Source organism: Streptomyces sp. NPDC058051, from assembly GCF_042885475.1.
Taxonomy (GTDB): Bacteria; Actinomycetota; Actinomycetes; order Streptomycetales; family Streptomycetaceae; genus Streptomyces.
In genome coordinates, this window is the sequence record NZ_JBHVRW010000004.1 from 155,948 (window position 1) to 176,528 (window position 20,581).

At 69.8% G+C, this 20,581-nt stretch carries 19 protein-coding genes; 8 read left to right on the forward strand and 11 right to left on the reverse strand.

All coding sequences use genetic code 11. The annotated features are described in order from the left end of the window. Window positions 1–55: 55 nt before the first annotated feature. Window positions 56–1,477, reverse strand: coding sequence for a Fe-S cluster assembly protein SufB (sufB, locus tag ACFVUT_RS08685; RefSeq protein WP_389646423.1), 1,422 nt, complete (start codon window positions 1,475–1,477; stop codon window positions 56–58). Further along, entirely contained in the window at window positions 1,474–2,262 is a 789-nt protein-coding gene (locus ACFVUT_RS08690; RefSeq protein WP_389646858.1) for a helix-turn-helix transcriptional regulator, read from the reverse strand. Before ACFVUT_RS08690 ends, sufB begins: the two co-directional genes overlap by 4 nt. Before the next feature lie 100 nt (window positions 2,263–2,362). Here ACFVUT_RS08690 and ACFVUT_RS08695 point away from each other — a divergent pair, with 100 nt between their 5' ends. The 3 genes from ACFVUT_RS08695 to ACFVUT_RS08705 all read left to right on the forward strand — a co-directional run bounded on the left by ACFVUT_RS08695 (window position 2,363) and on the right by ACFVUT_RS08705 (window position 5,212). Continuing rightward, window positions 2,363–3,289 (forward strand): ABC transporter ATP-binding protein, encoded by a 927-nt coding sequence (locus ACFVUT_RS08695; protein WP_389646420.1) that lies wholly within the window; start codon window positions 2,363–2,365, stop codon window positions 3,287–3,289. Continuing rightward, the gene (locus ACFVUT_RS08700) at window positions 3,286–4,053 is read left to right on the forward strand and encodes an ABC transporter permease (protein WP_389646417.1); all 768 of its coding nucleotides are present in this window, start codon (window positions 3,286–3,288) and stop codon (window positions 4,051–4,053) included. Before ACFVUT_RS08695 ends, ACFVUT_RS08700 begins: the two co-directional genes overlap by 4 nt. A 145-nt stretch (window positions 4,054–4,198) precedes the next feature. Then, complete coding sequence (locus tag ACFVUT_RS08705; RefSeq protein WP_389646414.1) at window positions 4,199–5,212, forward strand: heme A synthase; 1,014 nt, start codon at window positions 4,199–4,201, stop codon at window positions 5,210–5,212. A 124-nt stretch (window positions 5,213–5,336) separates the two neighbouring features. Here the strand turns inward: ACFVUT_RS08705 and ACFVUT_RS08710 are convergent, their stop codons facing one another. Both ACFVUT_RS08710 and ACFVUT_RS08715 read right to left on the reverse strand, forming a co-directional pair. After that, window positions 5,337–5,693, reverse strand: coding sequence for a hypothetical protein (locus ACFVUT_RS08710; protein WP_389646411.1), 357 nt, complete (start codon window positions 5,691–5,693; stop codon window positions 5,337–5,339). A gap of 98 nt (window positions 5,694–5,791) precedes the next feature. Further along, window positions 5,792–6,745: a heme o synthase gene (locus tag ACFVUT_RS08715; protein WP_389646408.1), complete on the reverse strand. Its 954-nt coding sequence runs from the start codon at window positions 6,743–6,745 to the stop codon at window positions 5,792–5,794. 433 nt (window positions 6,746–7,178) lie between these two features. On the opposite strand from ACFVUT_RS08715, the gene tkt reads away from it, so the two are divergent. Genes tkt through pgl form a run of 5 tightly spaced genes read left to right on the forward strand, consistent with a single transcriptional unit; the run spans window position 7,179 to window position 13,751 of the window. Next, on the forward strand, window positions 7,179–9,278 hold the full coding sequence (gene tkt, locus ACFVUT_RS08720) for a transketolase (RefSeq protein ID WP_389646406.1): 2,100 nt from the start codon (window positions 7,179–7,181) through the stop codon (window positions 9,276–9,278). 33 nt (window positions 9,279–9,311) lie between these two features. Next, window positions 9,312–10,430, forward strand: a complete 1,119-nt coding sequence (tal, locus tag ACFVUT_RS08725) for a transaldolase (RefSeq protein WP_389646403.1) — start codon at window positions 9,312–9,314, stop codon at window positions 10,428–10,430. A 5-nt stretch (window positions 10,431–10,435) separates the two neighbouring features. Beyond that, window positions 10,436–11,968, forward strand: a complete 1,533-nt coding sequence (gene zwf / locus ACFVUT_RS08730) for a glucose-6-phosphate dehydrogenase (RefSeq protein WP_389646400.1) — start codon at window positions 10,436–10,438, stop codon at window positions 11,966–11,968. Further along, window positions 11,965–12,972 (forward strand): glucose-6-phosphate dehydrogenase assembly protein OpcA, encoded by a 1,008-nt coding sequence (gene opcA / locus ACFVUT_RS08735; protein ID WP_389646397.1) that lies wholly within the window; start codon window positions 11,965–11,967, stop codon window positions 12,970–12,972. Before zwf ends, opcA begins: the two co-directional genes overlap by 4 nt. Beyond that, a complete protein-coding gene (gene pgl, locus ACFVUT_RS08740; protein ID WP_389646394.1) occupies window positions 12,969–13,751 on the forward strand; it encodes a 6-phosphogluconolactonase in 783 nt (260 codons plus the stop codon). The genes opcA and pgl overlap by 4 nt, the downstream gene beginning before the upstream one ends. 119 nt (window positions 13,752–13,870) lie before the next feature. Here pgl and ACFVUT_RS08745 read toward each other — a convergent pair whose 3' ends face one another. The 7 genes from ACFVUT_RS08745 to ACFVUT_RS08775 all read right to left on the reverse strand — a co-directional run bounded on the left by ACFVUT_RS08745 (window position 13,871) and on the right by ACFVUT_RS08775 (window position 20,564). After that, window positions 13,871–15,442, reverse strand: a complete 1,572-nt coding sequence (locus tag ACFVUT_RS08745; protein WP_389646391.1) for a PH domain-containing protein — start codon at window positions 15,440–15,442, stop codon at window positions 13,871–13,873. After that, complete coding sequence (locus ACFVUT_RS08750; RefSeq protein WP_389646389.1) at window positions 15,439–15,942, reverse strand: PH domain-containing protein; 504 nt, start codon at window positions 15,940–15,942, stop codon at window positions 15,439–15,441. Before ACFVUT_RS08750 ends, ACFVUT_RS08745 begins: the two co-directional genes overlap by 4 nt. Before the next feature lie 4 nt (window positions 15,943–15,946). After that, entirely contained in the window at window positions 15,947–17,623 is a 1,677-nt protein-coding gene (pgi, locus tag ACFVUT_RS08755) for a glucose-6-phosphate isomerase (protein WP_389646386.1), read from the reverse strand. 151 nt (window positions 17,624–17,774) lie between these two features. Then, window positions 17,775–18,110 (reverse strand): RNA polymerase-binding protein RbpA, encoded by a 336-nt coding sequence (locus tag ACFVUT_RS08760; RefSeq protein WP_072483070.1) that lies wholly within the window; start codon window positions 18,108–18,110, stop codon window positions 17,775–17,777. A 109-nt stretch (window positions 18,111–18,219) separates the two neighbouring features. Beyond that, window positions 18,220–18,456 carry a preprotein translocase subunit SecG gene (gene secG, locus ACFVUT_RS08765; RefSeq protein ID WP_389646383.1) on the reverse strand — a complete coding sequence of 79 codons (237 nt, stop codon included), beginning with the start codon at window positions 18,454–18,456 and terminating at the stop codon, window positions 18,220–18,222. 113 nt (window positions 18,457–18,569) lie between these two features. After that, window positions 18,570–19,346, reverse strand: a complete 777-nt coding sequence (gene tpiA, locus ACFVUT_RS08770) for a triose-phosphate isomerase (RefSeq protein WP_389646381.1) — start codon at window positions 19,344–19,346, stop codon at window positions 18,570–18,572. 6 nt (window positions 19,347–19,352) lie between these two features. After that, complete coding sequence (locus ACFVUT_RS08775) at window positions 19,353–20,564, reverse strand: phosphoglycerate kinase (protein ID WP_389646855.1); 1,212 nt, start codon at window positions 20,562–20,564, stop codon at window positions 19,353–19,355. Window positions 20,565–20,581: the final 17 nt, after the last annotated feature.

The window sequence follows — 20,581 nt, forward strand, 5'->3', positions numbered from 1 at the left end:
GTCGTAGTGCTCGCTTTCTCTGTCAAAAGTCGGGGGATTCGGTCGTCGGGCGGTGCTAGCCGACCGAACCCTCCATCTGCAGCTCGATCAGCCGGTTGAGCTCAAGGGCGTACTCCATCGGCAGTTCCTTCGCGATCGGCTCGACGAAGCCGCGCACGATCATCGCCATCGCCTCGAACTCCGTCAGGCCGCGGCTCATCAGGTAGAAGAGCTGGTCCTCGGAGACCTTGGAGACGGTCGCCTCGTGCCCCATCGACACGTCGTCCTCGCGGACGTCGACGTAGGGGTAGGTGTCGGAGCGCGAGATCGTGTCGACCAGCAGCGCGTCGCACAGGACGTTGGACTTGGCGCCCGGCGCGCCCTCGCCGATCTCGATCAGACCGCGGTAAGAGGTGCGGCCGCCGCCTCGTGCCACCGACTTGGAGACGATGTTGGACGAGGTGTTCGGTGCCATGTGGACCATCTTGGCGCCGGCGTCCTGGTGCTGGCCCTCGCCCGCGAAGGCGATGGACAGGGTCTCACCCTTGGCGTGCTCGCCCATCAGGTAGACGGCCGGGTACTTCATGGTGACCTTGGAGCCGATGTTGCCGTCGACCCACTCCATGGTCGCGCCCTCGTAGGCGACGGCGCGCTTGGTGACCAGGTTGTAGACGTTGTTCGACCAGTTCTGGATCGTCGTGTAGCGGCAGCGGCCGCCCTTCTTCACGATGATCTCGACGACCGCCGAGTGCAGCGAGTCGGAGGAGTAGATCGGTGCGGTGCAGCCCTCGACGTAGTGGACGTACGCGTCCTCGTCGACGATGATCAGCGTCCGCTCGAACTGGCCCATGTTCTCCGTGTTGATACGGAAGTAGGCCTGCAGCGGGATGTCGACGTGGACACCCTTCGGCACGTAGATGAACGAGCCGCCGGACCACACGGCCGAGTTCAGCGAGGCGAACTTGTTGTCGCCGACCGGGATGACGGTGCCGAAGTACTCCTTGAAGAGCTCCGGGTGCTCCTTCAGCGCGGTGTCGGTGTCGAGGAAGATGACGCCCTGCTCCTCCAGGTCCTCACGGATCTGGTGGTAGACGACCTCCGACTCGTACTGCGCGGCGACACCGGCGACCAGGCGCTGCTTCTCCGCCTCCGGGATGCCGAGCTTGTCGTAGGTGTTCTTGATGTCCTCGGGCAGGTCCTCCCAGGACTCCGCCTGCTTCTCGGTGGACCGCACGAAGTACTTGATGTTGTCGAAGTTGATGCCCGACAGGTCGGAGCCCCAGTTGGGCAGGGGCTTCTTGTCGAAGAGCCTCAGGCCCTTGAGGCGCAGCTTCAGCATCCACTCGGGCTCGTTCTTCTTCCCCGAGATGTCGCGGACGACATCCTCGGAGAGCCCGCGCTTGGCTGCGGCGCCTGCCGCGTCGGAGTCGGCCCAGCCGAATTCGTACGTACCCAGACCCTCGAGCTCAGGGTGGGCAGTCTCCGTAGGGAGCGTCATGCGGGGTTCCTCCCGGCCGTGCTTGCAGATGCTGATGTGGTGGTCTGTGGTGGTGCTGAGTGGCCGCTGCGCGGAATGTACGTCGTGCACACACCGTCGCCGTGGGCGATGGTGGCCAGACGCTGCACATGCGTCCCGAGGAGGCGGGAGAAGAACTCCGTCTCCGCCTCGCACAGCTGCGGGTACTGCTCGGCGACATGCGCGACCGGGCAGTGGTGCTGGCACAGCTGCTCGCCCTGTTGCGGGCCGGGCGCACTACGCGCCGTCGCAGCGTACCCGTCGGCGGACAGGGCCTTGGCCAGTGCCTCGGTCCGTTGCCCGGGTTCCGCCTCCTCGATCGCCGTACGGTACGCCTCGGACTGGGCCGCGATCCTGGCCCTGGCGAAGGCGGCGACCGCTTCGTCACCCGAGGTCTCGGCGATCCAGCGGAGCGCGTCCGCGGCGAGCTTGTCGTAGGACTGGTCGAAGGCGTCCCGTCCGCAGTCGGTGAGGGCGAACGCCTTGGCCGGGCGGCCTCGGGTCCGCGCCCCGTACACCCGCTGCTCACGGGCCTCGACGACGCCGTCGGAGACGAGGGCGTCGAGATGACGGCGGACCGCGGCCTGGGTGAGGCCGAGGCGCTTCGCCAGCTCCGCCACCGTGGACGGGCCGTGGTCCAGGATGGAGCGCGCGACCCGGTTGCGTGTCGAACGTTCACCGGTCGCGAGTTCCTCCTGCGGGGACTCCCGCTTGGCCTCGCCGTATTTCACAACGCCATTGTTGCGTAATTCATCCGGCCCTGACAACCACGGTCCGAAGCGACCCGGGGTGCGGTTCATCACTTAGGGTTACCTAATTCGGCCCCGGGAGACGGTCTCTTCCCGCCTCTGCCTAGACTTACCGGCCATGGAGAGCGAGCCCGTCGTACAGGTCAGGAACCTGGTGAAGCGGTACGGCCCCAAGACCGCTGTGGACGGCCTCGACCTGTGTGTACGCACCGGCGCGGTCACCGCCGTCCTCGGCCCGAACGGCGCCGGCAAGACCACCACGATAGAAACCTGCGAGGGCTACCGCCGTCCGGATGACGGGACGGTGCGCGTCCTCGGTCTCGACCCGGTCGCCGACGCGGCGCGGCTCCGGCCCCGGATCGGCGTGATGCTCCAGTCGGGTGGTGTCTACTCCGGAGCACGCGCCGACGAGATGCTCCGCCACATGGCGAAGCTCCACGCCGATCCGCTCGACGTCGACGCCCTGATCGAGCGCCTCGGCCTCGGCAGCTGCGGGCGTACGGCCTACCGCCGGCTCTCCGGCGGCCAGCAGCAGCGGCTCGCGCTGGCGATGGCCGTCGTCGGCCGCCCCGAGCTGGTCTTCCTGGACGAGCCGACCGCCGGTCTCGACCCGCAGGCCCGGCGGTCCACCTGGGACCTCGTCCGGGAGCTGCGCTCCGACGGCGTGTCGGTCGTGCTCACCACGCACTTCATGGACGAGGCCGAGGAACTCGCCGACGACGTCGCCGTCATCGACGCGGGCAAGGTCATCGCGCAGGGCAGCCCCGAGGCGCTCTGCCGCGGCGGTGCCGAGAACACCCTGCGCTTCACCGGACGCCCCGGCCTCGACCTCGGCTCCCTCCTGAAGGCGCTGCCCGACGGCGCGCAAGCGGTTGAGGTCACCTCCGGCACGTACCGCATCAGCGGCGACGTCGACCCGCAGCTGCTGGCCACCGTCACCGCCTGGTGCGCGCAGCACGGAGTCATGCCGTCCGGCATCTCCGTGGAGCGTCACACCCTGGAGGACGTCTTCCTGGAACTGACCGGCAAGGAGCTGCGCGCATGAGCGCCGGTACGTACACCCCGCGGGCGGGCGCCGCCCCGCTGTCCCGCATGATCAGCGCGCAGACCGCGCTGGAGACGCGGATGCTGCTGCGCAACGGCGAGCAGTTGCTGCTGACCGTGGTCATCCCGACCCTGCTGCTGGTGCTGTTCAGTGCCGTCGACGTCGTGGACACGGGCGCGGGCAGGTCCGTCGACTTCCTGGCGCCCGGCATCCTCGCGCTGGCCGTGATGTCGACGGCCTTCACGGGCCAGGCCATCGCGACCGGTTTCGAGCGGCGGTACGGGGTGCTCAAGCGGCTCGGCGCCTCGCCGCTGCCCCGCTGGGCGCTGATGACCGCCAAGACCCTCTCCGTGCTGGTCACCGAGGTGTTGCAGGTGATCCTGCTCACGGTCATCGCGTTCGCGCTCGGCTGGTCGCCGCACGGCAACCCGTTCGCCGTGCTGATGCTGCTCGTGCTCGGCACCGCGGCCTTCTCCGGACTCGGGCTGCTGATGGCCGGGACGCTGAAGGCGGAGGCGACGCTCGCCGCGGCCAACCTGGTCTTTCTGCTGCTGCTCGTCGGCGGCGGAGTCATCGTGCCGCTGGAGAAGTTCCCGGACGCGGTGCAGTCCGTGCTGGGGCTGCTGCCGATCGCGGCCCTGTCGGACGGGCTGCGGGATGTGCTCCAGCACGGCGCGTCGATGCCGTGGGGCGACCTCGGCATCCTCGTGGTGTGGGCGGTGCTCGGACTGGGCGCGGCGGCGAAGTTCTTCCGCTGGGAATGAGTCCGGGCGCCCGCCGGGAATGTGCCCCGGCTTCCGCCCGGGGTACGTCCGGGCGCCCGCCGGGAGTGAGCCGGCGGAGGCGCTCCGTCGCCGTTTCGGGGTAACTCGTCCCCCTCGTGAAAGCTTGCACAAGCCGCCGCCTACGATGGTGCGCGTGCCCAAGCTGACCCGAGCCGATGTCGCTCAAGCCGCGCGGAACCCGCTCCTCTTCATCGCCGAGCGATGGACTCCGTCCCCCCGCACGGTCCGCCGGGCGGCCATGTCGGCCGTCGTCATGTCCGTGCTCATCGTCGTGACCGGCGGCGCCGTGCGGCTGACCGGATCCGGCCTCGGCTGCCCGACCTGGCCCAAGTGCACCGACGACAGCCTCACGGCGACCAGCGCGATGGGCCTCCACGGCGCCATCGAGTTCGGCAACCGGATGCTGACGTACGTCCTCTGCGCGGCGGTCGGGTGGGCGATCATCGCCGCCCGGTCCGCGAAGCCCTGGCGGCGCGGCGTCACCCGGCTCGGCTGGGCGCAGTTCTGGATCGTCATGGGCAACGCGGTGCTCGGCGGCATCGTGGTGCTGGTCGGCCTCAACCCGTACACCGTCGCGGCGCACTTCCTGCTCAGCACCGCGCTGCTCACCGTCGCGCTGCTGACCTGGCAGCGGACCCGTGAGGGGGACGAGGCTCCGCGTCCACTGGTGGGCAAGGCGGTGTCGCAGCTGACCTGGCTGCTCACGGTCGCGGCGGGGCTGCTGGTCGCGGTCGGTACGGTCGTCACGGGCGCCGGACGGCACGCGGGTGACTCCAGCGACGTCCACCGCATTCCGATCGACTGGAAGATCATCACGCAGCTGCACGCCGATCTGGCCTGGATCGTGGTGGCGCTGACCGCGGCCCTCTGGTTCGTACTGAAGGCCGTGGACGCGCCGGTCGGGCCGCTGCGCCGCACCCGGGACCTCTTCCTGGTGCTGCTCTCCCAGGGAGTGATCGGTTACATCCAATACTTCATGGACACCCCGGAGATCCTCGTCGGCCTGCACATGCTCGGCTCGTGCCTGGTGTGGATCGCGGTCGTGCGGGTGCTGCTGTCGCTGCGTGAGCGCCCGGTGGCCACCGCCGCAGTGCCCGGCCCGGCCGCCGAGCAGCCGGAGCCCGCCGCGGCGGGCTGAGAGCCTGTCGGGTGGTCTCTGGTCGGGTGTCCGACAGCCGCCCGGCCCTCGCGGAAACGTCGATCGCCGGACAGCCCGTACATGCGGGCTGTCCGGCGGTCGGCGTTTGCGCGCGTGGGTGCGGTCAGGCCTTGTCGGACGGGCCGCCCAGCTGAATGCCGGCCATCCGGGTCCACTCGTACGGGCCGGTGCGGACCTTCGCGGCGAACTCCCCGTCGAAGGACTCGTGCATCGTGATGCCGGCCTTCCGCGTGGCGCTCTCGGCGATCGCGTACGAGGGCGCGACCAGATCGCCCCAGCCGCCGTCCTCGCCGACGAGGACGATGCGGGTGCCCGTCTGCCCGATGTAGGCGAGCTGCCCCTCCGCGCCGCCGTGCGCCTTGGAGAAGGCGCCGATCTGCTTGGCCAGCTTGGCCGCCCTGCGCTCCGCGCGGGCCGCCCGCTTGCCGCTCTCCACCTGGGTCTCTGCCGTCTCTGCCATGGTCAGGATGCTACCGATGGGTAGATCGACGGGCGACGGGCGGGGCACGTGGCATGGACCACGTACCCCGCCCGTCGGCAGGAGCAGAAGAAGCGGGACTACCTCAGGAAGGGGTCGACCGCCACGGCGACGAAGAGCAGCGACACGTAGGTGATCGACCAGTGGAACAGCCGCATCTCCTTGAGCTTCCCGCCGGTCACCCCGGCCTTGGCCCGGTTGAGCAGGCCGTGCGCCTCCCAGAGCCAGAACCCGCCGGTCAGCAGCGCCACCGCGGTGTAGAACCAGCCGGTGTAGCCGAGCGGGGTCAGCAGCAGGGAAACCGCCACCATCACCCAGCTGTAGACGACGATCTGGCGGGCCACCACCCGGTTGGAGGCGACGACCGGCAGCATCGGGACACCGACCCGGGCGTAGTCGTCCTTCACCTTCATGGACAGCGGCCAGTAGTGCGGCGGCGTCCAGAAGAACATCACGGCGAAGAGAATGACCGCGGCCCAGGACATCGAGTCGGTCACGGCCGACCAGCCGATGAGGACCGGCATGCAGCCGGCGATGCCGCCCCAGACGATGTTCTGGGAGGTGCGGCGCTTCAGCAGCATCGTGTAGCCGACGACGTAGAAGAGCAGCGCACCGAGCGCGAGCGCGGCCGACAGCCAGTTGACGAAGAGTCCGAACCAGACCGTGGAGACCACCGCGAGGGCGAATCCGAAGGCCAGGCACTCACGCGGGGACACCATGCCGGTGACCAGCGGGCGCTGCGACGTACGGTCCATCAACGCGTCGATGTCGCGGTCGATGTACATGTTCAGCGCGTTGGCACCGCCCGCGGAGAGATAACCGCCGATGGTGGTGGTGAGTACGAGCCACAGGTCGGGCACGCCCTGAGCGGCGAGGAACATCACCGGAACAGTGGTGATCAGCAGCAGCTCGATGATCCGGGGCTTGGTCAGCGCCACGAATGCCTTGACACGGGCCCCGAGCGGGCGATGGCCCCCTGGGCTGGGAGTCAAGGCGACCCCTGCGGGTCGGGACTCGACGGCCGTCACGCACACCCCTGACAGAGAAATCCCAGCAAGCTCCGGGCGTGAGGGCCCGGTAAAGACTTGCGCGAACCAGACCACTGTAGACGTTGGGGACAGGCGGCCCTTCGCGGGGGTGGGTCGTGTTGACGTCGCACAGAAGCCGCAGGGCACACACGTCGGAGCGCTCGGAAGCGAGAGGTTCCGCCCATCGGAGTGGAGCCGGAACGGAACCGGCACACACGTAGGGGGACACGCTCATCGGAGGGCCCATCGGTAAGGGCGCACGCTCATCGGAGTAGCGCATGAGTGAGCTGGTGCGCTCATACGGGAGGCGAACTCCGCGGACCGCCTGCACCCTGGAAAGCAGCCGGAAAATGCTCGTTCCGTCGGGGGTAGGCTCGACAGCGCCCGGTGCGGTAACCAGTCACCGGTTTACAACAGTGGAGAGGAGCCCTGACTCAGGGTGAGCACCAAGCCGACCACAGACCTCCAGTGGACCGAATGGGACCAGCGGGCCGTGGACACTGTCCGCGTCCTTGCCGCCGACGCCGTACAGAAGGTCGGAAACGGCCACCCTGGCACGGCGATGAGCCTGGCTCCCGCCGCGTACACCCTGTTCCAGAAGGTGATGCGGCACGACCCCGCCGATCCGGAGTGGGCCGGTCGCGACCGGTTCGTGCTCTCGGCGGGTCACAGCAGCCTGACCCTCTACATCCAGCTCTACCTGGCCGGGTACGGCCTGGAGCTCGACGACCTCAAGGCCTTCCGTACGTGGGGCTCGAAGACCCCCGGTCACCCGGAGTACGGCCACACCGCCGGCGTCGAGACGACCACGGGCCCGCTGGGCCAGGGCGTCGCCAACGCGGTGGGCATGGCGATGGCCGCCCGTTACGAGCGCGGCCTGTTCGACCCGGAGGCGGCCCCCGGCACCTCCCCGTTCGACCACATGGTCTGGGTCGTCGCCGGCGACGGCTGCCTCCAGGAGGGCATCTCCGCGGAGGCGTCCTCGCTGGCCGGGCACCAGAAGCTCGGCAACCTGGTCCTGCTGTGGGACGACAACCACATCTCGATCGAGGGCGACACGGAGACCGCGGTCTCCGAGGACACCCTGAAGCGGTACGAGGCGTACGGCTGGCACGTCCAGCGCGTCGACCAACTGCCCAACGGCGACCTGGACCCGGCGGGTCTGTACGAGGCGCTGCAGGCGGCCAAGGCCGAGACCGAACGCCCGTCGTTCATCGCGGCCCGCTCGATCATCGCCTGGCCCGCCCCGAACGCCCAGAACACCGAGGCGTCGCACGGCTCGGCGCTCGGTGACGAGGAGATCGCCGCGACGAAGAAGGTCCTCGGCTTCGACCCGGAGAAGACCTTCGAGGTCTCCGACGAGGTCATCTCCCACACCCGTGAGGCGCTGGACCGCGGCCGGGACGCCAAGGCCGAGTGGGAGAAGGCGCTGGCCGCCTGGCGCACCGCCAACCCCGAGCGTGCCGCCGACTTCGACCGGATCTCCGCGGGCGAGCTGCCCGCCGGCTGGGAGGAGAAGCTCCCGGTCTTCGAGCCGGGCAAGAGCGTCGCCACCCGCGCCGCCTCCGGCAAGGTGCTCCAGCAGCTCGGCCCGGTCATTCCCGAGCTGTGGGGCGGCTCCGCCGACCTCGCGGGGTCGAACAACACCACCATCGACAAGACGTCGTCCTTCCTCCCGGCGGGCAACCCGCTGCCGGAGGCGGACCCGTACGGCCGCACGGTCCACTTCGGTATCCGCGAGCACGCCATGGCCGCGGCCATGAACGGCATCGCGCTGCACGGTCACACCCGCGTCTACGGCGGCACCTTCCTGGTGTTCTCCGACTACATGCGCAACGCCGTGCGCCTGTCCGCGCTGATGCACCTGCCGGTGACGTACGTGTGGACGCACGACTCGATCGGTCTCGGCGAGGACGGCCCGACCCACCAGCCGGTGGAGCACCTGGCCTCGCTGCGCGCCATTCCGGGCCTGAACGTCGTCCGCCCGGCCGACGCCAACGAGACCACCATCGCCTGGCGCGAGATCCTGCGCCGGTACACCAAGGTGTTCGGCAAGGGAGCCCCGCACGGCCTGGCGCTGACCCGCCAGGGCGTTCCGACGTACGAGGCGAACGAGGACGCGGCCAAGGGCGGCTACGTGCTCTTCGAGGCCGAGGGGCCCGAGGGGCAGGACACGGCGCCCCAGGTCCTCCTGATCGGTACCGGCTCCGAGGTGCACCTCGCCGTCGAGGCGCGCGAGGAGCTCCAGGCCGCCGGCATCCCGACCCGGGTGGTCTCGATGCCGTCGGTCGAGTGGTTCGAGGAGCAGGACCAGGCGTACAAGGACAGCGTTCTGCCGCCGTCCGTGAAGGCCCGCGTCGCGGTCGAGGCCGGCATCGGTCTGACCTGGCACCGGTACGTCGGCGACGCCGGCCGGATCGTCTCGCTGGAGCACTTCGGTGCCTCGGCCGACGCCAAGCTCCTCTTCCGCGAGTTCGGCTTCACGGGCGAGCACGTCGCCGCCGTCGCGCGGGAATCTCTCGCCGCCGTCGCGCGCTGACCCGTTATACGACTAGTAGGAGATGCAATTCTCATGACAGACGCACTCAAGCGCCTCTCCGACGAGGGCGTGGCGATCTGGCTCGATGACCTGTCGCGCAAGCGGATCACCTCGGGGAACCTCGCCGAGCTGATCGACCAGCAGCACGTCGTGGGCGTCACCACCAACCCGTCGATCTTCCAGAAGGCGATCTCGCACGGCGACGGTTACGAGCAGCAGCTCACCGACCTCGCCACCCGCAAGGTCACCGTCGACGAGGCCATCCGCATGATCACGACGGCCGACGTACGGGACGCCGCGGACATCCTGCGTCCTGTCTTCGACGCCACGGAGGGCCAGGACGGCCGGGTCTCCATCGAGGTCGACCCGCGCCTGGCCCACCACACCGACGCCACCGTCGCCGAGGCCAAGCAGCTGGCCTGGCTGGTGGACCGGCCCAACACACTCATCAAGATCCCGGCGACGAAGGCCGGTCTGCCGGCGATCACCGAGGTCATCGGCAAGGGCATCAGCGTCAATGTCACGCTGATCTTCTCGCTGGAGCGCTACCGCGAGGTCATGGACGCGTACCTGGCGGGGCTGGAGAAGGCGAAGGCCGCGGGCCTGGATCTGTCCAAAATCCACTCGGTGGCGTCGTTCTTCGTGTCCCGTGTGGACACCGAGATCGACAAGCGTCTCGACGCGGTCGGCACCCCGGAGGCCGCGGCGCTCAAGGGCAAGGCTGCGGTCGCCAACGCCCGGCTCGCCTACGAGGCGTTCGAGGAGGTCTTCTCCTCGGACCGCTGGGCCGTCCTGGACCGGGCGCAGGCCAACAAGCAGCGCCCGCTGTGGGCCTCGACGGGCGTCAAGGACCCCGCGTACAAGGACACCCTGTACGTCGACGACCTGGCCGCCCCCGGCACGGTGAACACCATGCCGGAGGCCACCCTGGACGCCGTGGCGGACCACGGGCAGATCACGGGCGACGCCATCACCGGCACCTACGAGCAGGCCCGTGCCGAGCTCGATGCCGTCGCGAAGCTCGGGATCTCCTACGACGACGTCGTCCAGCTCCTTGAGGACGAGGGCGTCGAGAAGTTCGAGGCGTCCTGGATCGACCTGCTCAACTCGACCGAGGCGGAGCTCAAGCGCCTCGCCCCTTCGGAGGGCTGACCACCTTGTCTGGTGTTCCCGGAGCCAACCCGCTTCGTGACCCCCAGGACCGACGGCTCCCGCGCATCGCGGGACCGTCGGGTCTGGTGATTTTTGGTGTCACGGGCGATTTGTCCCGTAAAAAGCTGATGCCCGCCGTCTATGACCTGGCCAATCGCGGCCTGCTGCCGCCGGGCTTCTCCCTCATCGGTTTCGCGCGCCGCGAGTGGCAGGACGAGGACTTCGCACAGGAGGTCCACGACGCCGTCAAGCAGCACGCCCGTACGCCGTTCCGCGAAGAGGTCTGGCAGCAGCTCATCCAGGGGATGCGCTTCGTCCAGGGCAACTTCGACGACGACGACGCCTTCGAGACGCTGAAGGCCACGATCCAGGACCTCGACAAGGCACAGGGCACGGGAGGCAACTTCGCCTTCTACCTGTCCGTGCCGCCGAAGTTCTTCCCCAAGGTAGTCCAGCAGCTCAAGAAGCACGGGCTCGCCGACCAGAAGGAGGGCTCCTGGCGGCGTGCCGTCATCGAGAAGCCCTTCGGCCACGACCTGAAGAGCGCGCAGGAGCTCAACCAGATCGTGCACGACGTCTTCCCGCCCAACGAGGTCTTCCGGATCGACCACTACCTGGGCAAGGAGACCGTCCAGAACATCCTGGCGCTGCGGTTCGCCAACACGATGTTCGAGCCGATCTGGAACAGGTCGTACGTCGACCACGTCCAGATCACGATGGCCGAGGACATCGGCATCGGCGGCCGGGCCGGCTACTACGACGGCATCGGCGCGGCCCGTGACGTCATCCAGAACCACCTGCTCCAGCTGCTGGCGCTGACCGCGATGGAGGAGCCCGGCTCCTTCCACCCGAAGGCCCTGGTCGCCGAGAAGCTCAAGGTGCTCACGGCGGTGGAGCTGCCGGAGGACCTGGGCAAGCACACGGTGCGCGGCCAGTACGCGCACGCCTGGCAGGGCGGCGAGGAAGTCCTCGGCTATCTGGAGGAGGACGGCATCGACCCCAAGTCGACGACCGACACCTTCGCCGCGATCAAGCTGACGATCAACAACCGCCGCTGGGCGGGCGTGCCGTTCTACCTCCGTACCGGAAAGCGGCTCGGCCGCCGGGTCACGGAGATCGCGGTCGTCTTCAAGCGCGCCCCGTACCTGCCCTTCGAGTCCGGTGCGACGGAGGAGCTGGGCGGCAACGCCCTGGTCATCCGGGTCCAGCCGGACGAGGGCGTCACGGTGCGGTTCGGCTCCAAGGTGCCCGGCACCTCGATGGAGGTCCGGGACGTCACGATGGACTTCGCGTACGGCGAGTCCTTCACGGAGTCCAGCCCGGAGGCGTACGAACGGCTCATCCTCGATGTGCTGCTCGGCGACGCCAACCTCTTCCCGCGGCACCAGGAGGTCGAACTCTCCTGGAACATCCTCGACCCGATCGAGGCGTACTGGGACAAGCACGGCAAGCCCGCGCAGTACCCGGCGGGCACCTGGGGCCCGGCCGAGGCGGACGAGATGCTTGCACGAGACGGACGGAGCTGGCGCCGGCCATGAAGATCGATCTCACGGAGACCACTTCCAGCAAGATCAACCAGGCGCTGGTGTCGGCTCGCCGCGCCATCGGCACCCCGGCCATCGGCATGGTGCTGACCCTGGTCATCGTCACCGACGAGGAGAACGCGTACGACGCGCTCAAGTCGGCCGGTGACGCCTCGCGCGAGCACCCCTCGCGCATCATCGCGGTGATCAAGCGGGTCAGCCGTTCGCCGCGCAGCCGCCGGGACGCCCGGCTCGACGCCGAGGTGCGGGTCGGATCCGACGCGGGCACCGGCGAGACCGTCGTCCTGCGTCTCCACGGCGAGCTGGCCAACCACGCCCAGTCGGTGGTCCTGCCGCTGCTGCTGCCGGACGCCCCGGTCGTGGTGTGGTGGCCCGAGGACGCCCCCTCCGATCCGGCGAAGGACCCGCTGGGCGCGCTCGCCCAGCGCCGGATCACGGACGCGTACTCGTCGGTCGACCCGATCGACGAACTCGCGGTGCGCGCCAGTTCGTACACCCCGGGTGACACCGATCTGGCCTGGACCCGCATCACACCGTGGCGCTCGATGCTGGCGGCCGCACTCGACCAGCAGCAGGTCGAGGTCGTCTCGGCGACGGTCGAGGGCGAGTCGGAGAACCCGAGTTGTGAGCTGCTCGCCATGTGGCTCGCGGACCGGCTGAAGGTTCCGGTGGAGCGCACCATGTCCTCCGGTCCCGGTCTGACGGCCGTGCGGATGGAGACGAAGAACGGCGTCATCGTCCTGGACCGGCCCGACGGTTCGCTGGCCACGCTCTCGATGCAGGGCCAGCCGGACCGCGCGGTGGCGCTCAAGAGGCGGGAGACCGCCGAGCTGCTCGCCGAGGAACTGCGGCGCCTGGACCCGGACAACACCTACGAGGCGTCGGTGCGGTTCGGCGTGGAGAAGCTCGGCCCACGGACGAAGTCCGAGCCGGCCGCTCCCGCCGCTGCCCCGGCCGCCGCGAAGAAGACCGCGGCCAAGAAGGCGGCGGCGAAGTGAGTGCACCTCAACTTGTCGTGCACCGCGACAAGGAACTGATGGCGCAGGCCGCCGCGGCCCGGCTGATCACGAAGATCGTGGACGCCCAGGCCGCGCGCGGGCACGCCTCGGTGGTGCTCACCGGCGGGCGCAACGGCAACGGCCTGCTGGCCGCGCTCGCCGACGCCCCCGCCCGGGACGCGATCGACTGGTCGCGGCTCGACCTGTGGTGGGGCGACGAGCGGTTCCTGCCGGAGGGCGATCCTGAACGCAATGTCACGCAGGCCCGTGAGGCCCTGCTGGACTCGGTGCCGCTGGCCCCGTCCCGGGTGCACGCGATGCCCGCTTCGGACGGCCCCTGCGGGGGCGATGTCGACGCGGCAGCGGCCGCGTACGCCGGTGAACTGGCCGCTGCGGCCGGTCCGGAGGACCACGGTCCGGTGCCGACGTTCGATGTGCTGATGCTGGGCGTCGGCCCGGATACGCATGTCGCGTCGCTCTTCCCGGAGCTGCCCGCGGTACGGGAGACCGAGCGCACCGTCGTCGGTGTGCACGGGGCCCCCAAGCCGCCGCCCACCCGCGTCTCGCTCACGCTGCCCGCGATCCGGGCGGCGCGCGAGGTGTGGCTGCTCGCCGCGGGCGAGGACAAGGCGGAGGCCGCGGAGATCGCGCTCTCGGGGGCCGGGGAGATCCAGGCCCCGGCGGCCGGTGCGTACGGGCGCAGCCGCACGCTGTGGCTGCTGGACGCGGCGGCGGCCTCGCGGCTGCCGCGGGGCCTGTATCCGCCGGCCTCTCCCTGAACGGTCGTCAGTGGCGTGGCCCGCGGGCCCGGGGCGCTCTTCGGAGCGGACCGGGCCCGCGGCATGACCGGGGCGACAGGTTCGGCGACATCGAGACGACGCACGGCTGACCGTCGCCGTCACCGGCCTCGCGGGGTGCGCTCCAGGAAGGGCTCCAGCAGGCCGGGGACCGCCACGGAGGCGAAGTCGAGGCCCTCGTCCGCATCCGCGTCGTACGCGGTGTACGCGCCCGCACCGGCGGCCGTCGTCGCGGTGATGCTCAGGACCCCGGACCGGCGCTGGAAGTACGTCTGCCGGACCGTCCATCCGATGACGCCGGCCCGTTCCAGCGCGGCGGTCGAGCGCCGGACCGTGCCGGACCGGACCACCAGGTAGTCGCCGCTGACGGTGTGCCCGAGGCCCTGGTACGCGTCCCGGGCGAGGAACAGCGCGACAGGCAGCCCCACGACGGCGCAGGCGAGCGCGGTCCAGAGCAGGACGGGGGTGAGCAGCGCGCCCAGGAGGACCTGGACGGACACGGGCACGGCGACGGCCCAGAGCGCCCGGCGCAGCCGTCGGCCGCGGGCCGCGGGCGGGTGCCGCGTCAGCGTGGCGCCGGTCGGGGACACGGCCTCGCGCAGGACGTCGGCGGCCACCGTGTCGGCGACGGGTCTGGGCACGGCGGGCAGCAGGGTGTTGTGGTCGCCGTGCTGTTCCTCGTCGTCCTTGGCCAGTCCGGTGGTGATCGCGTCGACCCGGGCGGCGCCGAACAGCCGGATGCCGAACGGTTCGACGAGGTCGACGCCGCGCAGTCGCCGCTCCTCTACGGAGACGGATCGGGAGGTCAGCAGGCCGCGCCGGATGCGCAGGGTGCCGCCGGGTTCGCGCTCCAGCCGGTAGCCCCACCACATCTCGACCCACAGGCCGAGCGCGCCGACGACGCCGGCGGCCGTCGCCGCGACGACGAGAATCGCGATCACGGCGGCCGGCGAGGAGTCCCGGAACCGGTCGCTCATCCAGCGGATCACCTGTCCCTGAGCGCCGAACCAGTCGCTGACCTGCATCAGCGCTCCGGCCGCCGCACCGCCGAGGGCGGGGGCGACGAACGAGACCGGTGCGTAGCGGATCCAGCGCGGGTCGAGGACGGCGAGCTGCCCCTCGCGATGGGTGCCCGGGGTAGCGGTGACGGTGCGTTCCAGCAGTTCGCGACGGAGCCGTTCGCCCTCGGCCCCGGGGACGGGGTCGAGTTCCAGGGTGGCGTCGTTGCCGGAGTGCTCGCCGGTCCCGATGCGGACGGTGACCAGGCCGAGGACCCGTTGCAGCGGATGGGCGGTGAGGTCGACGCTGCGGATGCGCTCGCGGGTCAGTGAGCGTTTCCTGACCAGCAGGAGTCCGGTGTGGAGCTCGACCCGTTCGGCGCCGATGCGGTAGCGGGTGCGGCGCCACCGCACGTAGTCGCCGGACGCGGCGCAGCCGATCAGTACCAGCGCGCCCGCCAGCACCCAGCCGGCCGCCTGCCCGAGCCCGAGCCGGCCGGAGAGGCCGAGCGTGGTGGGCACCGCCGCACCTGCCACCACTCCGGCCGTGAGGAGGGCGCTGAGCAGGACCGTACGCCGGTCCAGCCGCCGCCAGTCGGCGGTGCTGTCCGCCTCGGGGCCGGTGCCACTGCCCCGGTCCTCGGCGTCCGGGGAGAGGGTCGCCCCGGGGCTCATGTGGCGTCCCCGGGTGTGTCCTGGGTGATCCGGGTCAGCCGCTCGGCCAGCTCGGCCGCCCGTTCGTGGTCCAGTCCCTCGATCCGTACCGCGCCCTTGGCGGATGCGGTGGTCACGGTGACCGTGGCGAGCCGGTAGAGCTGTTCGAGCGGGCCGCGCACGGTGTCCACGGTCTGGATCCGGGACATCGGGGCGATCCGCCACTCCTGCCGGATGACGCCGGTCCTGACGTACACCGCTTCGTCGGTGACCTCCCAGCGATGGGTGCGGTACCACCAGAGGGGGAAGAGGACGGCGCAGCCGACGCCGACGATCGCGAGGACCGCGGCGGACAGCAGCAGCCAGTACCGGGCGGGCCCGATGAGCGCGCCCAGCACGGCCGCCACGGCCACCGGCACCGCGGTGAGCAGCAGCCACTGGGCCCGCCACCAGGCGACGGCTCTCGGGTCCAGTGTGTTGCTCGGCGGCCTCAGTCGTACCGTCCGCTTCCCCCCGGTCACCGGCTCAGCGCCCCCTGCGGGCGCGGTAGGTCCGGACGAGCGCGGCGGTCGAGCTGTCCAGTTGCCCGCCTCGCTCCTCCCCGGCGGCTGCGGAGGCCGACGTCCCGGTCAGCACCGGCTCGATCTTCTTGGCGAGGACCTTGCCGAGTTCGACACCCCACTGGTCGAAGGAGTCGATGTTCCAGATGGCGCCCTGCACGAAGACCTTGTGCTCGTAGAGGGCGATCAGCTGGCCGAGGACGGACGGGGTCAGCCGGTCGGCGAGGATCGTCGTCGTCGGGTGGTTGCCGCGGAAGGTCTTGTGCGGCACCAGATCTTCGGCGACGCCCTCGGCGCGGACCTCGTCCGGCGTCTTGCCGAAGGCCAGTGCCTGGGTCTGGGCGAAGAAGTTGGCCATCAGCAGGTCGTGCTGGGCGACCAGACCGGGCAGCAGATCGGCGACGGGCTCGGCGAAGCCGATGAAGTCGGCCGGGATGATCTTGGTGCCCTGGTGGATCAGCTGGTAATAGGCGTGCTGGCCATTGGTGCCGGGGGTGCCCCAGACGACCGGGCCGGTCTGCCAGTCGACCGGATTGCCCTGCCGGTCCACGGATTTGCCGTTGGACTCCATGTCCAGCTGCTGCAAGTACGCGGTGAACTTGGAGAGATAGTGGCTGTAGGGCAGCACGGCATGCGACTGCGCGTCGAAGAACGCGCCGTACCAGACGCCCAACAGGCCCAGCAGCAGCGGGGCGTTGTCCTCGGCGGGGGCGGTGCGGAAGTGCTCGTCGACGAGATGGAAGCCGTCGAGCATCTCGCGGAAACGGTCCGGGCCGATGGCGATCATCAGCGAGAGACCGATGGCGGAGTCGTAGGAGTAGCGGCCGCCGACCCAGTCCCAGAACTCGAACATGTTGGCGGTGTCGATGCCGAAGTCCGCGACCTTCTCGGCGTTCGTGGACAGGGCCACGAAGTGCTTGGCGACCGCGTCCCGGTCGGCCTTCAGACCGGTCAGCAGCCAGTTGCGGGCGGAGGTGGCGTTGGTGATGGTCTCGATCGTGGTGAAGGTCTTCGACGCGATGATGAAGAGCGTCTCGGCCGGGTCGAGATCACGCACGGCCTCGTGGAGGTCGGCGCCGTCGACGTTCGACACGAAGCGGACGGTGAGCGAGCGGTCCGTGAAGGAGCGCAGCACCTCGTACGCCATGGCGGGACCGAGGTCGGAGCCGCCGATGCCGACGTTGACGATGTTCTTGATGCGCCTGCCGGTGTGGCCGGTCCACTCCCCCGACCTGATGCGGTCGGAGAAGGCCGCCATCTTGTCGAGCACGGCGTGCACGGCGGGTACCACGTTCTCGCCGTCGACCTCGATCACCGCGTCGCGCGGGGCACGCAGCGCGGTGTGCAGGACGGCGCGGTCCTCAGTGGTGTTGATCTTCTCGCCGCGGAACATCGCGTCGCGCAGCTCGGCCACGCCGGTGGCCCCGGCGAGTTCGCGCAGGAGCCGGAGCGTCTCGTCGGTGACCAGGTGCTTGGAGTAGTCGACGTACAGATCGCCGACCCGGAGGGTGTATCCGGTGCCACGCTCCGGGTCGTCCGCGAAGAGCTGCCGCAGATGGGTCGCCCCGAGCTGCTCGCGGTGCTTGCCCAGAGCGGTCCATTCGGGCGTCTGGTTGAGCCTGGTTCGGCTTGGTGTGTTCATCCCGGATTTCAGCCCACTTCTTCTCGTGCCTGCAGATGCCCCGCTGCCCTCCCAACTTAATTGATCAGCGGGGCTGACGGGACAAGGGCGGGCTGCGGCACGACAAAAGCACTCCGGCCGGACACCCTGTGGGTGCCCGGCCGGTGAACTTTCAGATTTCGCCCCGGAGTTTTGCCAGGGCCTCGGCGAGGATGGCCTCACCGTCCGCGTCGCTGCGCCGCTCTCGCACGTACGCGAGGTGCGTCTTGTACGGTTCCGTGCGCGGCGGGTCCGGCGGACTGTCCCGGTCCTGGCCGGCCGGGAAGCCACAGCGCGGGCAGTCCCAAGTCTCCGGTACCTGTGCGTCACTGGCGAAGCTCGGCTGCGTCTCGTGCCCGTTCGAGCACCAGAAGGAGATGCGGAGGCGCGGCGCGGACTCGCCCCGCTCGGCCTCCCCCATCGGCCCCGCTCCGACCCGGCTTCCCCGGATCGCGTTGCCACTTGCCACGGTCGTAACTCCCTGCGTGATGGTGCTCGAAGATGCCCCAGTCTACGTAAGGCCCAACGCGCGTCCAGTGAAAGGAGTTACACCCTCACCGGGAATCGCGTACGACGGGTCAGCTGTCCAGCTTGATGAGCAGACCAAGCACCACAATGCACGCGAACCAGGCCAGGCCGATGAACACGGTGATCCGGTCGAGGTTCCGCTCGGCGACCGACGAGCCGCCCACGGACGACTGCATGCCACCGCCGAACATGTCGGAGAGGCCGCCGCCCTTTCCCTTGTGCAACAGCACCAGCAGCATCAGCAGCAGGCTGAAGACGATCAGGGCGATCTCGAACGCCAAAATCACGGCTGGTCCCTACTTTCCGGAATTCTCTGGACTGCATTGCGAACAGCGGAGGCCGGGAGGCTGTGCCCTCCTCGGCCCCCGCAAGGGTACGACGGATCCGCGCTACCGCATACTCACTGGTCGCGGAAGCGGACGATCTTGACGAACTCGTCCGCGTCGAGTGCGGCGCCGCCGACCAGCGCGCCGTCCACATCGGGCTTCGACATGATCTCGGCGACGTTCCCGGACTTCACCGAGCCGCCGTACTGGATACGGACCGCGTCGGCGACGTCCTGCGAGTACAGCTCGGCGAGGCGGCTGCGGATCGCCCCGCAGACCTCCTGGGCGTCGTCGGCTCCGCAGACCTTGCCGGTCCCGATGGCCCAGACCGGCTCGTACGCGATCACGATCGACTCGGCCTGATCGGCGGGGACGTCCTTGAGACCGCCGTCGACCTGCGCGAGCGTGTGCGCCACGTGGTTGCCCGCTTCCCGGACGTCCAGCTCTTCGCCGACGCAGAGGATCGGGGTCAGGCCGTACGTGAACGCGGCCTTCACCTTGGCGTTGCAGACCTCGTCGGTCTCGCCGTGGTACTGGCGGCGCTCGCTGTGACCGACGGCGACATAGCTGCACTTCAGCTTGGCGAGCATCGGTCCGGAGATCTCACCGGTGTACGCGCCGGAGTCGTGCGCCGAGATGTCCTGGGCGCCGTACTTGATCTTCAGTTTGTCGCCGTCCACCAGGGTCTGCACGGAGCGCAGGTCGGTGAAGGGCGGCAGGACGACGACCTCGACGGCGTCGTAGTCCTTGTCGGCCAGGGCGAAAGCGAGCTTCTGGACGTGCGCGATGGCCTCAAGGTGGTTGAGGTTCATCTTCCAGTTGCCCGCCATCAGCGGGGTGCGGGTGGTCATGAAAGGTCAGTCCTCCAGTGCGGCGAGGCCGGGAAGCGTCTTGCCCTCAAGGTATTCGAGGCTGGCGCCGCCACCGGTCGAGATGTGTCCGAATGCGTTTTCGTCGAAGCCCAGGATGCGGACGGCCGCGGCGGAGTCTCCGCCGCCGACGACGCTGAAGCCCGAGGAGTCGACGAGGGCCTGCGCGACGGCACGGGTGCCCTCGGCGTAGTCGGGGTGCTCGAAGACGCCCATCGGGCCGTTCCAGAAGACGGTGGCGGCGTCGGCGAGCTTCGAGGCGTACAGCTTGTTGGTCTCGGGGCCGTTGTCCAGGCCGATGAAACCGGCCGGGATGGCGTCCGCGGGCACGGTGCGGTGCTCGGTCGGGGCCTTGGCCTTGAGGTCCGGGAACTGCGCGGAGACCACGACGTCGACGGGGAGCACGAACTCCACGCCCTTCTCCTCGGCGCGCCTCAGGTAGTCGAGCACCGCCGGGATCTGGTCCTCCTGGAGGAGGGAACTGCCGACCTCGTGGCCTTGGGCCTTGAGGAAGGTGTACGCCATGCCGCCGCCGATGAGGATGCGGTCGGCGCGCTCCAGCAGGTGGTCGATGACGCCGAGCTTGTCGGAGACCTTGGAGCCGCCGAGCACGACGACGTACGGGCGCTCGACGTTCTCGGTGAGCTTCTTCAGGACGCCGACCTCGGTGGCGATCAGGTCACCGGCGGCGTGCGGCAGCCTGGCCGGGAGGTCGAAGACCGAGGCGTGCTTGCGGTGGACGGCTCCGAAGCCGTCGCCGACGTACACATCGGCGAGCTCGGCGAGCCGGTCGGCGAAGGCACCGCGCTCGGCGTCGTCCTTCGACGTCTCACCGGGGTTGAAGCGCAGGTTCTCGATGACGGCGACCTTGCCGTCGGCGAGCGCGGCGACCGTGGCCCGGGCGGACTCGCCGACGGTGTCGGTCGCGAAGGCCACGTCGGCCCCGATCAGCTCACCGAGACGGGCCGCGGCGGGCGCCAGGGAGAAGGCGGGGTCCGGGGCGCCCTTGGGGCGGCCCAGGTGCGAGGCGACGATGACCCGCGCACCGGCCGCGGCGAGTTTCTCCACGGTCGGCTGGACGGCTCGGATGCGGCCGTCGTCGGTGATGGTGGTGCCGCTCAGGGGCACGTTGAGGTCGGCGCGGACGAATACGCGCTTGCCGGTGACCCCTTCGGCGAGAAGTTCGTCGATCGTCTTCATCTTGCTGGACTCCTTGG

What these genes read in the sequence shown, in the direction of transcription:
- sufB (WP_389646423.1), bottom strand. Translation starts at nt 1,477, where the DNA reads ATGACGCTCCCTACGGAGACTGCCCACCCTGAGCTCGAGGGTCTGGGT.
- ACFVUT_RS08695 (WP_389646420.1), top strand. Translation starts at nt 2,363, where the DNA reads ATGGAGAGCGAGCCCGTCGTACAGGTCAGGAACCTGGTGAAGCGGTAC.
- ACFVUT_RS08700 (WP_389646417.1), top strand. Translation starts at nt 3,286, where the DNA reads ATGAGCGCCGGTACGTACACCCCGCGGGCGGGCGCCGCCCCGCTGTCC.
- ACFVUT_RS08705 (WP_389646414.1), top strand. Translation starts at nt 4,199, where the DNA reads ATGGTGCGCGTGCCCAAGCTGACCCGAGCCGATGTCGCTCAAGCCGCG.
- ACFVUT_RS08710 (WP_389646411.1), bottom strand. Translation starts at nt 5,693, where the DNA reads ATGGCAGAGACGGCAGAGACCCAGGTGGAGAGCGGCAAGCGGGCGGCC.
- tal (WP_389646403.1), top strand. Translation starts at nt 9,312, where the DNA reads ATGACAGACGCACTCAAGCGCCTCTCCGACGAGGGCGTGGCGATCTGG.
- opcA (WP_389646397.1), top strand. Translation starts at nt 11,965, where the DNA reads ATGAAGATCGATCTCACGGAGACCACTTCCAGCAAGATCAACCAGGCG.
- ACFVUT_RS08745 (WP_389646391.1), bottom strand. Translation starts at nt 15,442, where the DNA reads ATGAGCCCCGGGGCGACCCTCTCCCCGGACGCCGAGGACCGGGGCAGT.
- pgi (WP_389646386.1), bottom strand. Translation starts at nt 17,623, where the DNA reads ATGAACACACCAAGCCGAACCAGGCTCAACCAGACGCCCGAATGGACC.
- tpiA (WP_389646381.1), bottom strand. Translation starts at nt 19,346, where the DNA reads ATGACCACCCGCACCCCGCTGATGGCGGGCAACTGGAAGATGAACCTC.
- ACFVUT_RS08775 (WP_389646855.1), bottom strand. Translation starts at nt 20,564, where the DNA reads ATGAAGACGATCGACGAACTTCTCGCCGAAGGGGTCACCGGCAAGCGC.